Below are 12,643 nucleotides of genomic sequence, written 5' to 3'. Positions count from 1 at the left end.
ATAAAACCCTCCTTACCGTGACACTTTCGTGTCCAGTAAAGAGGGTACATATCATTTTAAAGGCAGTTTTAATATTCGACTCTCCCCTGCGCTTCATAAAAAGCTCTTTCTTTATGCAACCGCACATCAGATGTCTATCAATCAATATATCGAAGATACCCTGGAAGCCTCTCCCGCTTCGAAACTCGTCATTTGAACCCGCCCGCAAAGCGACGGCGTATTACGCCGGATTATCGCAATGGTTGAAAGACCAAAGCAACGGCATTGTTCGATCACCCGCTTTCCGAGCAAGGTAATTGCCTTTTTCGGACACAGACTGATGCAACGGTAACACATGGTACACCGATTCCCGGAAACGGCCCGCTTGCTTTGCATTCGGATATTTCCCATGGGACAGACCTCACTGCACAAGCCGCAACCGATGCATGCACTGCTTATTTTCAGCTGATCCGTGTATCCCGCCGTCTTTCGATAAAACCATAGTCGCTGTCCAAACAAACCCTTGAAATGCGCTGTCATCGACAATCCTTCGCGCGGATAATTTCCTTTCCGTATTTGTTCCGCTACAAGCGCTATGCGCTTATCCGCCTCCCGGACAATCCGTCTATTCTCTTCCGTATTCTTTTTTAAGAGCCTGCTGTCACAAACGGAATCCGGCATTTTGATTTGCAGACCGCCGAGAACGGTCGCGCCGTACTTCTTCAGAATTCTCGCGGTACATCCGGTTCCGTCACCGCTGAACAGTCCCATGGTATTGAGTATAAAAATCGCTTTCCCGTTCCACAGTGAGCGGTGTTTGTCAATAAAATCACGCACCAGAAACGGCGCATTTGAAAACTGGGTCGGATACCCCAAAACAAGGCTGTCATACTTGTAGATTACATCCTCAACCCCGGCACATTCAATCGGAAAACACGGCGCCGAAGCGTCGAGCAAAGAAATCAGCTTTTCAACGCAGTGCTTCGTGTTTCCGGTTCCGCTGAAATAGATTCCTATCATAGTTGACTCACTTCCCCGCTGCGACCCGTGCCGGGTACCAGTTTTGGAACCAGGCCGTAAAGAGTCCCATGAGAATCGGTATCGCCTGCACCGCGATGCTGAGCACCAAAGCCGGTACCTTCCCGCTCAGAAAATAGCTGACAATCGCGATCACGATATAGACCACTCCCCAGGCAGCCGCAAGAATGTAATTGGTTCGCATAAAGATGGGATTTTGAAGCGCATCCTTTCCGTAGCGGTACTTTACATAGGCTGCACAGAGCGGTTCTTTTGTAAAACAGGAACCGAGCCACAAACACCCGAAAGCCAAATAACCGGCGCACATTGCTTGTAGGCCGTTTCCTGTGACAGCGGCATAGATGGCAAGTCCTCCCACCATCGCAAACGAGAGTCTGTCGTAGCGGCACAGTTCATAGCGCTCCGTGAGAAGCGGCAACAACGAACATACCGCAAGGGTGATGAGCGCTCCTATCCTCGGCTCTACCGATACGGCGACCCAGAGCGCAATCCAGGCAAGCAGCATGTTTTGCATGCGCGGCGGTTTTTTTTCCGTTGTAAGTTTCACAACCGGCTGTGTGTTTTCAGCCTGCTCCTCCGTGCCGAAATAGCGGTCCCAGTTCATCATGAGTGAAAAATCGCCGCTCACGGTATACAGGTGTTTTGCGAGCGCCTCATCGCCCCGCATCTCTCCTCTCGAAAGTGAAAGCCAGACCGAAAAGGGCGTGTCGATGCGGGTGGTGGCACGAAGATTTTCATCCGTCAGTACCTCTGCGCCGTCCTTTCCAAGTTTAATCTGATAGGTTTTTCCGAGATCCGTATAACAAATTTCGAGCACTCGCTCCCGTCCGTCAAAGCGGTCTCTGTTGTAAAGCGCCGCCATCTGCCGCGTAAAGATGAGACTTTCGTCCTCCTTTTCGCCGCTGTCTTTTGAAATCCCCCAGCTGGCGTCCGCCATTTTTTCAAAGACCTCTCTCGGATACAAGAGGGCCTTGAGCTTCATCTCGGTCTCCGCTTGTATGCGTCCGCTCGCGTATTCTCTTCCTGCTTGCCGCACCGCAGCGAGATAGGCATCGGTTCTCGCGGAGAGTTCTTTTACGCGGAACAATTCGCCCTGCCCGCAGAAGATACTTGTGTACTTCCCCTGTCCCAGCACATGGTCAAACATCCGCGTCACACTGTCGTAATTCCCCTCTGCCGAATAAAAGCCGCAAGTCGAAATGAGAACATGCTTAACCATACTTCTGTCATAGCGAGAGGGATGCCCGCCGCTCCCGTTCCCGTCTCTACTCTCGCACATAAACGGCAGGCTCATGGGAAGCTGGCGGTCAATCAGATTTTTGAGCAGCCCCGGCACATTGTAGTAATAGAGCGGGAAGCTCCAGATCACCAGATTCGCGGAGAGCAGAGCTTCCATCACGGTCTGCATATCGTCTTCCATGCAGCAAGTTCCGGGCGTCTGCTTCCAGCAGGCAAAGCAGCCCTTGCAGGGCGCAATCCGAAGAGTGCTCAGATGCAGCTCTTCGACCTCGACCGCTCTCTCCCGTTCGCTCTCCTGTTCGCGTATGCCCTCGACAAAGCTATGTGCGAGACGGAGCGAGTTGCTCTTAGCACCCTTGGGACTTCCGTTAATCAGCAGTATCTTCATGCTTTAGGCCCTCCAATTCGCGTATGCACTCCTCACACCAGGCGCGCACCATCTCCTCATACATAACGCCGAAGCGAATCGTAAATTTCCAGAACAGCGCTTTTTCCGGCAGGTTCAGCATATCCCGATATTGGTCGCTGACCGCCTCCGCTTCGCCGCTCTCTTTCGTAAAGAGACATTCCCGTTCCGGCAGGGACTTAAAATAAGCGATGTTCTCATCCAACTCACATTCGCCGCGAAAAAAGGTTTTCATGAGCATGGCATTGCGGACCAGACTCCTGCTCGTATCCTCCCGAAGCCAGCGGAGCAACTCTTCTCGTCCCGCTGCGGTAATCGATAAGATATTCTTATCCGGTTTCCCGGCCTGCTCCACATGTGCCGCCGCAATCCAGCCGTTCTTTTCGAGGCCTTGCAGCTCCCGGTAAATCTGACTCGTCTGCGCAACCCAGAAGTGGCTCAGAGAATCCCGGAATACGGTCATAATCTGATACCCCGTCATATCTCCGTAGCTCAGCAATCCCAGAATGCCGTGCTTTAACATCGATTTTCTCTCCTTACTTCATTCCACTTGTGTAATAACTTCACCCTCAATATAGTTCCACTTGTAGAATATGTCAAGAGACAAAAATTGCGCCGAAGTCCCAGCGCATCCCGGGAAATCGACGCAAGAAGCCTATTTTCCTCAACCCTTGTTAATCAAAAGCAGCCCCAGTCCGCAGACCAGAATGCCAGCGAGCTGTTTGATACTGATGTGCTCCCGGTAGACCAGAAAGCCGATCACCAGCAGCGCTAGGGAGAGACACATACTCGATGTTAGTGCACCGTTACTCACTTTCCAGCCGGAGCGGTACAGAAACACATACCCGACCTCGATTCCCACAATCGACAGTCCCAGGACATACGAAGTCCAATTCGTCTTGCCGAGTTCATGGGCATACGCGGCGGGCTTGACGCTCGCCGCAAATAACACCGCCGAAAGCACCCCCGCGGCCAGATAGGTGATGGTCAGCGCACCGAAGGTATTTGCGCCCTTCGGCATTGATTTCGTGCAAATGTTGTAAAAACAGTTCGACCCAACAATCAAGAGCAAAGGCCAAAGCATCTCCCACATCTTACTTCCTCCGAAGATTTTCTTTTTTTGACTGCAGTTTTTCGGATTAAAAAAGAACGGTTCCGCAATGCGTGACCGTTCTTTCCTATGGCGTGAGACAAAAACATGTCACTCATTTAACCGTTCCTTATCAAAGTTAAGTCCAAACAGCTTTCGCTTGCTCTATTTATCGCATCTGTATGAGCTTTCGATCCGGAGCGCCGCTACCTGTGTTGAAACTTCCTGCTCGCTACTATCATTATAGTTTCAGCCTATGGACAAATCAAGCGCTCTGAGTGGTGAAAGTAAAATTTTCTAATCAAAATCAAACAAAATCTGCCTGTATCAACATCCGAGACACAGTCGTAACGCAAGGGCTCAACTTGTCCGGCACATCGGTTCGCATGTTGCCGCTCAATTGGAATACGTGGCGCTTCTGCTTCCGTTATTGCAGACAGTATGTCGCAAAGAGAATTGTGCTTTTTCCAAATGATGCGCATCTTTTCAAAAGCCAAATAAATACAGGAATCACAAAGTCCGGCTTTATCAAAAAGTCAACTGGTAATACCTTGATTTCTTACCATCCTCAGTAAACTCTTCCATCAACTGAAATCCATTTTTTGCAAGAACTCTTTGTGACGAAGAATTATCAAAATAAGTAAATGCTCCTATTGTTTCAATCTCATATCTGTCACGAATTTCCTTTAGAAACAAAGAAACTGCTTTCGATGTAATTCCTCTGTTCCAATATGCTGTTTCAAAAATACAGAAGCTCAGCATTGCATTCGGTGTTTCTGCCCGATCAATACCATAGCACCATATATCTCCGACATACTCGTCGTCAGCGTAGATTGTATGCCCAAAGCTCGTACTGCCGGGAAGGAGTGTTTTGCGATAAGCTCCTAGCGCCTCTTCAACACTCTTCGCTTCTTGAGGCAGCATCGCTTTTATTTCCGGCTGCTGCACTTTTTCATAATAGATTCTGACATCTGCTTCTGTTCTATTCTTAAGCACGACTCTCATTTTTCCCTCCTGGCAGGAGATTTCTTTATCAGTACTTTATTCCCACCGCCATTGCATTCAATCTATATTTTCGAGTAGACAGGGACTTTCCACCGCAACGATATCCTCAATCGGAATCCTGCTCCCGTCCGTCAGATATACACATCTCGGAAAGTCCGTAATCTTTTTGAGCCTCCCGTCCAAACGCACATAGGCACCGCCCGCCTTGCGTGTGTCCGGCACAAAGTACAGGAGGCTTAGTTCCGGCTGCTCCTGCTGCCGCTTGATCAGCGCTGCAAGTTTCTCCCCGAGGCGCTCTGCCTCCTGCGCATCGAGTTCCACGCGCTCTTCGGTGAGTCTTGCGGTCTCCGAGACCGCGGCATCGTAACCGGTGAGCGCCGCAAAGGGCAGGAACTGCGCCGCCCTGTCCTCCATTGGCATGGGAGCATGCTTCTTTGACGCCAGACGGGCGAAATGCAAAATATCATCGTACGCGCCGCTCACGCCCTGTGCCCTCCGATCTGCTCATTTCTGTCCTTTCCGGTCGCGCCCTCCAAAAGACTGCGCCCCTTTAACAGCGCATTCTTTCCGAACTTTTTCTTGATTGCAAGGGTAGCCTCCTGTAATTTTCGCTCGCGCTCCCGCCGCGCTGTCTCCTCAGCCCGCTTTGCTTCCTCCGCTGCGCAGTCGGTGAACAGACTTAACTGTACATAGCCCTCCGTACGCTTCTCAGCCTCATTCTCAGGAATCACATGACTTGCACTGAGCGCCAGTCTGCGAACCGTAAGCGCGGGATTCACAATGCGATCAAAGAGCGCGGAAAACGCTGCGACAAGCTCCCGCGCCGAAGAGCTGTAATGAGACAAGCTTTCGCTCCCGTGCGCATGCTTCGGAAGCTGTCTCCCGTAGAAATCCGTGACCACCTCACCACGGTACGCTGCACGGCGCGCGGGGTCGCTTAAATTTTCGAGATCGTAACCGACCGTCAGTACCACCTGGTCTGTCACAAGACCTTGTTCCACAAGTTGCAGGGCAAGCGCATCCGCCATCTCGAGCATCACGATTTTTGCCTTTTCGGCTTCATAGGGCGTTTGCAGTACCTGCCCCTCCCCGAGGCTCTTGCTCTCTGGGCGGTAGGCCTTTACATCAGCAATTCCGCAGGGCTCATAGCCCCAGGCATGATCGATTAAGAGCTCTGCGTTCTTTCCGAAGAGCCGGTAGAACAAGTCCTCCTCTTGCAGGGAACAGCGGGCGATATCTCCCATGGTATAAATGCCGTAAGCCTCGAGTTTCCGTGTGTACCCCCGTCCGACACGCCAAAAATCCGTGAGCGGTCGGTGAGACCAGAGTTCTTTCCGGTAGCTCAGCTCATCCAGCGCCGCAATGCGAACACCGTTTTCATCCGCCGGACTGTGCTTTGCCATGATGTCCATCGCAACTTTTGCGAGATAGAGATTCGTCCCGATTCCCGCCGTCGCGGTGATGCCGGTGCTCTCCAGAACATCCAGCATCATCCTCCTCGCAAGTTCCTCCGCTGTAAGGCAGTAGGTCTTTAAGTAAGCCGTCACATCCATAAAGACCTCATCAATCGAGTAGACGATGATGTCCTCCGGGGCAACGTACTTCATGTAAATCGCATAGATCTTCGTGCTGTAGGCCATATAATGCGCCATGCGGGGCTTTGCAATTAAAAAGTCTGCGGCGAGCGCGGGATTCTCCTGTAACGCGGATGCGAAATGGGACGTGCCGGAAAAATCCCTGCCTTTCAGCTTTCTGCGGCGCAAGGCGTTTACCTCTTTAATCCTCTGTTTTACCTCAAACAAACGGGCGCGTCCCGGGACGCCGAAGCTCTTTAAAGAGGGCGTCGCCGCGAGACATATGGTTTTATCGGTACGGCTCTCATCCGCGACCACGAGATTGGTATCCATCGGATCCAGTCCCAGTTCCCGGCACTCTACCGACGCATAAAACGATTTTAAATCAATGGCAATGTAGACGCGTGCTTCCGTGACACTTCCCTCCTCTCCGCTACGAAACCTTTTATCTTTATTATACGCGAAACTGTGTCGCCGCGCACGCAAATTCAGAACAAATGTTTTGCATCCTGCTTGCCTGCCATGTCAGGCCCTATCCTCTGACCTAGGGTCTTTTTCGCCATAGACCCCTCCGCAACAGAAAAAAAGAGGCGGACTTTCGTCCGCCTCTTTCGTAGGGTCGCATACAGCGTTTGCTGTCTTCTATTATTCAGTCTTGCTGTCGTCGTAAAGTGCGACCAGCTTCTTCAGGTACTCGTAGCGAGCCATTGCATCCTGCTCGTTCTTCGTGAAGAGCTGCTCCGCTCTCTCCGGGTTCTTCAGCATGAGGGAGTTGTAACGCACCTCGCCCATCAGGAAGTCTCTGTACTCACCTTCCTTCGGTGCCTTGGAATCCAGCGTGAACTTCTTCTCGGCAGCCGGGTTGAAGCGGAAGTTGTTCCAGTAACCGGACTCAACCGCGAGCTTCTCCTCGGTCATAGCCTTGTTCATGCCCTTCTTGATACCGTGGTTGATGCACGGCGAGTAAGCGAGAATCAGGGACGGACCCGGATAAGCCTCTGCCTCTGCGAGAGCCTTGAGCGCCTGGTTCATATCCGCGCCCATGCTGATCTGTGCGACATAGACATAGCCGTAGGTCATCGCAATGCCTGCGAGATCCTTCTTCTTGGTCTCCTTACCGCCTGCCGCGAACTGTGCGATTGCACCGGTCTTCGTGGACTTGGAGGACTGACCGCCGGTGTTCGAATACACCTCGGTATCGAAGACGAGGATGTTGATATCCTTGCCGGATGCAAGGACGTGGTCCACACCGCCGAAGCCGATATCGTAAGCCCAACCGTCGCCACCGAAGATCCACTGGCTCTTCTTGTTCAGGTAATCCTTCTGCTTGAGGATTTCCTTTGCGAGCTCGCTGCCGTCCTTCTCGAGTGCCTCGACCAGTGCATCCGTTGCTGCGCCGTTCGTTGCGCCGACAGAGTAGGTGTCAAGCCAAGCCTGGCAAGCTTTCTTGGTCTCGTCGTTCGAAGCGGTCTCATTGAGCTCCTCAACCTTGCTCTTCAGACCGTCGCGGATTGCACGGTTTGCAAGCAACATACCGTAACCGAACTCAGCGTTGTCCTCGAAGAGGGAGTTGTCCCAAGCCGGACCCTGGCCCTTCTCGTTCGTCGTGTACGGCGTGGACGGCGAGCTGTTGCCCCAAATCGAGGAGCAGCCGGTTGCGTTCGAGATGTACATTCTGTCGCCGAAGAGCTGGGTGACAAGCTTTGCGTACGGTGTCTCACCGCAGCCTGCGCAAGCACCCGAGAACTCAAGGAGCGGCTTCTTAAACTGAGAGCCCTTGACGGTGCTCATCTTGAACTTGTCGATGACTTCCTGCTTCTCCGGCAGCGTGACAGCATAGTCAAAGAACTTCTGCTTGTCAGCATTGTCCGCGAGCGGCTGCATGACGAGCGTCTGGTTCTTCACATTGCCCGGGCAGACATTTGCGCAGCTTCCGCAGCCCGTGCAGTCGAGAACGGAGACATTGATGGCGAACTTGTAACCCGGCATCATCTTGAGGTCGGTCATCTTCATGCCTTCCGGTGCGTTCTTCGCCTCTTCCTCGGTCATAGCAACCGGACGAATTGCAGCGTGCGGGCAGACATAGGAACACTGTGTGCACTGGACGCAGGTGTCCGGATTCCAGACCGGAACATCAACCGCGATACCGCGCTTCTCGTAAGCAGCCGTGCCGTTCGGCGTGGTGCCGTCCATGTAATCCATGAATGCGGAAACCGGAAGGTTATTGCCCTCCTGCGCATTGACCGCAGACTGAATCGTGTTGACGAACTTCTTGACTGCCTCCGGACCGTGAGCTGCGTGCGTGAAGTCGAGACCCTCGTCCTTCGCATCCTTCCAGCTCTCCGGAACCTCAACCTTGTGAGCGCCCGAAGCGCCGGCATCGATCGCATTCCAGTTCTTCTTGACGACATCCTCACCCTTGCGGCCGTAGGTCTTCTGCGCAGCATCCTTCATCAGGGTAATTGCCTTCTCCTCCGGGATGATGCCGGTCAGCTTGAAGAATGCGGACTGAAGAATCGTGTTGATACGGGTCGGGCCCATGCCGGTCTCGATACCGATCTTCACACCGTCAATCGTGTAGAGGTTAATCTTGTGATCGTAGATGTACTTCTTGACCTGGCCCGGCAGATGCTCCTCAAGCTCGGCATCGCTCCAAGCGTAGTTCAGCAGGAAGGTACCGCCGTCCACAAGTTCCTGAACCATGTTGTACTTGCGGATGTAAGCCGGGTTGTGGCAAGCCACGAAGTCTGCCTGGTGAATCAGGTAGGTGGACTTGATCGGCTTGTGACCGAAGCGGAGGTGAGACATCGTGACACCGCCGGACTTCTTCGAGTCATAATCGAAGTATGCCTGTGCATACATGTCGGTGTTGTCACCGATAATCTTGATGGAGTTCTTGTTTGCACCGACGGTACCGTCTGCGCCGAGACCCCAGAACTTGCAGTTCGTCGTGCCTTCCGGCGTCGTGACAAGGTTTGCACCGGTCTCAAGAGACAGGTGGGTCACATCGTCCACGATACCGACCGTGAAGCGCTTCTTCTCCGTGTTCTCGAAGACAGCGACAATGTCCTTCGGCGTCGTGTCCTTGGAACCGAGACCGTAGCGGCCCGTGAAGACCGGAACATTTGCAAACTCGGTGTCGCGGAGTGCAGCGACCACATCGAGGTAGAGCGGCTCACCGATGGAACCTGCCTCCTTGGTTCTGTCAAGCACTTCGATGCGCTTCACAGACTTCGGAAGAGCCTCGACCAGTGCCTTTGCGCTGAACGGACGGTACAGGCGAACCTTCACGAGACCGACCTTCTTGCCCTGCTTGGTCAGGTAGTCGATGGTCTCCTCAATCGTGTCGTTGACGGAACCCATCGCGATGATGACAACTTCCGCATCCTCTGCGCCATAGTAGTTGAAGAGCTTATAGTCCGTGCCGAGCTTTGCGTTGACCTTGTCCATGTAGTCCTGCACGATCTCCGGCAGCTTGTCATAGAACTGGTTTCTCGACTCGTTGATCTGGAAGAAGACGTCCGGGTTCTGTGCCTGGCCCTTCTCCTCCGCGTGGTTCGGGTTCAGAGCCTTATCGCGGAATGCCTGGATTGCATCAAAGTCCGCCATGTCCTTCAGATCCTCATAATCCCAGATCTGAATCTTCTGAATCTCGTGAGAAGTGCGGAAACCGTCGAAGAAGTTGATGAACGGAATTCTGCCCTTAATCGCTGCGAGATGTGCAACCGGCGTCAGGTCCATGACTTCCTGCACGGAAGACTCACAGAGCATTGCACAGCCGGTCTGACGACATGCGTAAACATCCGAGTGATCGCCGAAAATGCTGAGTGCATGGGTTGCAATGGCACGCGCGGAAACATTGAACACGCCCGGGAGCATCTCACCTGCAATCTTGTAGAGGTTCGGGATCATAAGAAGCAGACCCTGCGATGCGGTGTAGGTCGTGGTCAGAGCGCCTGCGACGAGGGAACCGTGCACGGCACCTGCCGCACCTGCCTCAGACTGCATCTCCGTGATCTGAACCGTGTGACCGAAGATGTTCTTCAGACCCTGCGTTGCCCACTCATCCGTGTGCTCAGCCATCGGAGAAGAAGGCGTGATCGGATAGATAGCCGCGACGTCGGTGAACGCATAAGACGCATGCGCCGCCGCCTGGTTACCATCCATGGTTTTCCATTTTCTTGCCATGTGATACCTCCCAAGTGAAATTGGAACTCAGAAACACTCGTTTCTGAATTTTTATAGCGTCTGATAATATTATAACAGGCAGCTGCGCCAAAATACAATGCGCAACTGCCTGTTTCATGTATCTTATGGGGTACACATTTTTTAATTCTGCGGTGCCGCCTGCACAGTCTCCTCCGCGGAAGGAGCCATGGTCGGCCCCTCCGAGATGTTCGCGCCCGGACCCTTCGTGGTCTCGGCCGCCGGTGCCTTCGTCTCCGCGCTCTTGGAGGTCTCAATAGCCTTCGTCTCACTGTTCTTCGGCTCAACTTTGCTCGCCGCGCTCTCAGCTGCCTTACCCGGATTCACCGCCTCGGTCGGCGATGCGGTTGCCTGCCCTGCCGCTGTCTCGGTGTTCTCGGTGATGGTCATCGCATTTGCCGCCTGCGTCGCCGTGACCTTGCCGCTTGTGTTGCGGGCAATCTTCTTCGAGTGTCCCTTGTAACTCGAATTGTGGAAGAATTCGTCCGAAGTCACCTCACCGTTTTTCTTGGTCACAATGTTCGTGACCCAGCGGCTGCCGATGGTGCCGTCCGCGATTTTCTTCTCGACGCCCGGCTTCATAGTCGTGTCCTCGACATATTCCACACCGCCGTTGTCTATGTCCTCGAGTTTCTTCGAGACCATAGAAATCGTGACGCCGTCGTCCAGAATCGGAATGCCGACCAGCGAGACCGTCACAGTCTTTGCCTTCGGGTCAAACTTTGCGCGAATGGCCATCGCGTGCTTGGTCGTATTGACAAACTTCATGTCCGGACCTGCGTAACCGTCGTAGCTGACCGCCGCGTCCTCCCCCGGCGTCACATAGGTCGGCGCAAAGGTGTGCGCGTGGCGCTCGGTCGGCATAATGCCGGCCTTCACAACCGTGTTGTACAACGTGGTCGAAACCTGGCAGACACCGCCGCCCGGCTCCAGCACAACCTTGCCCATCTGATAAGCACCGGCCGGCTTATAGCCGCGCTCCAGCGTGCGGTTGCCCGTCGTCTGGTTAAACGAAAACTCGTCGCCGACTTTCAAAATCTTGCCATCCAGCGCCTCGCAGGCGAGCTTTAAATTGTTGTTTCGATCCGCATTGTCGGTCGCGGTCGTCGTAAAGGTCGCAATGACCTTGTATTTGTCCTTTGCGTCCGCGGTCGTCAGTTCCGGTTCCGTTGTCTCTGCCTTGAGCGGAAGCACGGCTTCGTAATTCTGATTGTTCATTGCCGCCTTGATGGCATCCGCCATAGCAGTTTCATCCACCTTGCGTCCGTCAGTGGAATCGCTGTACGAAAACGTATTGGTTGTCTTGTCAAAACTCTTGATTTCCGCACTCTTGGCGCTCCGGTTCCACTTCTTCGCGATGTTCTGCACCTCGGAAGCAATTTCGGCATCCATGCTCTCGGCGTCCAGCACATAGTTGTGGTCTTCCTTCTTATCGCCCTCGTCATAAATCTCCGTGAGCACCTTCTCGAGCTTCCCCTTGAGAAGGTCCGCGACCACATAGTCCGCATCGTCCGCGCTGTCCTTGGCGGTCGATGTCTTTGCGGCCGAACTTGTCTCCTTCTCCGCTGCCGTTGTGTTATCGGCAGTGCTGCCGTCCGCCGCACTGCTCTCGGTTTCGGCCTCTGCCGCAGCGTTCTCGGAAACCCGTAAATTCCACTTGTACTTTTCGAGCACAGCCTTTCTCGCAGCTTCCTTTGTCATGCCGGAAATATCGACATCGTTAATTTTGCAGCTGCCCTTCAGTTTCTCATTGCTCTCCGTACTCGCAACCGCCGTACTGCCCTTATCCCGTTTGCCCGCCTGCACGATGCGGGAAATGCCAAAAATCGAAAGAGAAACGACAAGAACCGCTCCTGCCGCTCCGATTATGACTCTCCGCTGCCGATCCCGCAGTCTCCGCTGCCGCTGTCTATAATAGTGACTCCCCTTATCGCCTCTCACACTCATCGTCCGCTCTTCTCTATCTTTCAGAAATTCATTCTTCACAAATTCGATTTTCAGGTACACGCGCCGTGTCGTGTCCGACATCACGCAATATTAAGAGAATTATAACATAGTCCGCGTGAAAAAAAAGAGTTGTTCCTGTTACGAGAAGTTACAATTTCG

10 protein-coding genes are annotated in these 12,643 nt (G+C 53.3%); 1 reads left to right on the top strand and 9 read right to left on the bottom strand.

Going from position 1 to position 12,643, the window contains the following annotated elements; genetic code table 11:
- Window positions 1–28: 28 nt before the first annotated feature.
- Window positions 29–196 (top strand): toxin-antitoxin system HicB family antitoxin, encoded by a 168-nt coding sequence (locus ACO4XG_RS09600; RefSeq protein ID WP_308509056.1) that lies wholly within the window; start codon window positions 29–31, stop codon window positions 194–196.
- On the opposite strand, the gene ACO4XG_RS09595 is transcribed toward ACO4XG_RS09600, so the two are convergent.
- The 9 genes from ACO4XG_RS09595 to ACO4XG_RS09555 all read right to left on the bottom strand — a co-directional run bounded on the left by ACO4XG_RS09595 (window position 142) and on the right by ACO4XG_RS09555 (window position 12,484).
- Entirely contained in the window at window positions 142–999 is an 858-nt protein-coding gene (locus ACO4XG_RS09595) for an EFR1 family ferrodoxin (RefSeq protein WP_308509055.1), read from the bottom strand. The two genes, ACO4XG_RS09600 and ACO4XG_RS09595, sit on opposite strands and share 55 nt — an antisense overlap.
- Before the next feature lie 7 nt (window positions 1,000–1,006).
- A complete protein-coding gene (locus tag ACO4XG_RS09590; RefSeq protein ID WP_308509054.1) occupies window positions 1,007–2,644 on the bottom strand; it encodes an NAD(P)H-dependent oxidoreductase in 1,638 nt (545 codons plus the stop codon).
- Entirely contained in the window at window positions 2,625–3,185 is a 561-nt protein-coding gene (locus ACO4XG_RS09585; protein WP_308509053.1) for a PadR family transcriptional regulator, read from the bottom strand. Before ACO4XG_RS09585 ends, ACO4XG_RS09590 begins: the two co-directional genes overlap by 20 nt.
- A 141-nt stretch (window positions 3,186–3,326) precedes the next feature.
- Window positions 3,327–3,755 carry an EamA family transporter gene (locus ACO4XG_RS09580; RefSeq protein WP_308509052.1) on the bottom strand — a complete coding sequence of 143 codons (429 nt, stop codon included), beginning with the start codon at window positions 3,753–3,755 and terminating at the stop codon, window positions 3,327–3,329.
- A 525-nt stretch (window positions 3,756–4,280) separates the two neighbouring features.
- Complete coding sequence (locus tag ACO4XG_RS09575) at window positions 4,281–4,757, bottom strand: GNAT family N-acetyltransferase (RefSeq protein WP_308509051.1); 477 nt, start codon at window positions 4,755–4,757, stop codon at window positions 4,281–4,283.
- A 57-nt stretch (window positions 4,758–4,814) separates the two neighbouring features.
- The gene (locus tag ACO4XG_RS09570; RefSeq protein WP_308509050.1) at window positions 4,815–5,240 is read right to left on the bottom strand and encodes a hypothetical protein; all 426 of its coding nucleotides are present in this window, start codon (window positions 5,238–5,240) and stop codon (window positions 4,815–4,817) included.
- Window positions 5,237–6,727, bottom strand: a complete 1,491-nt coding sequence (locus ACO4XG_RS09565) for a Y-family DNA polymerase (protein WP_308509057.1) — start codon at window positions 6,725–6,727, stop codon at window positions 5,237–5,239. The genes ACO4XG_RS09570 and ACO4XG_RS09565 overlap by 4 nt, the downstream gene beginning before the upstream one ends.
- 249 nt (window positions 6,728–6,976) lie before the next feature.
- On the bottom strand, window positions 6,977–10,519 hold the full coding sequence (gene nifJ / locus ACO4XG_RS09560) for a pyruvate:ferredoxin (flavodoxin) oxidoreductase (protein WP_485129696.1): 3,543 nt from the start codon (window positions 10,517–10,519) through the stop codon (window positions 6,977–6,979).
- Between the two features lie 141 nt (window positions 10,520–10,660).
- A complete protein-coding gene (locus ACO4XG_RS09555) occupies window positions 10,661–12,484 on the bottom strand; it encodes a VanW family protein (protein WP_308509048.1) in 1,824 nt (607 codons plus the stop codon).
- Window positions 12,485–12,643: the final 159 nt, after the last annotated feature.

The sequence above is a fragment of the Stomatobaculum sp. genome (assembly GCF_057248925.1).
The sequence above is the reverse complement of the archived record's forward strand: the minus strand, read 5'-3'. Positions and strand labels throughout refer to the sequence as shown.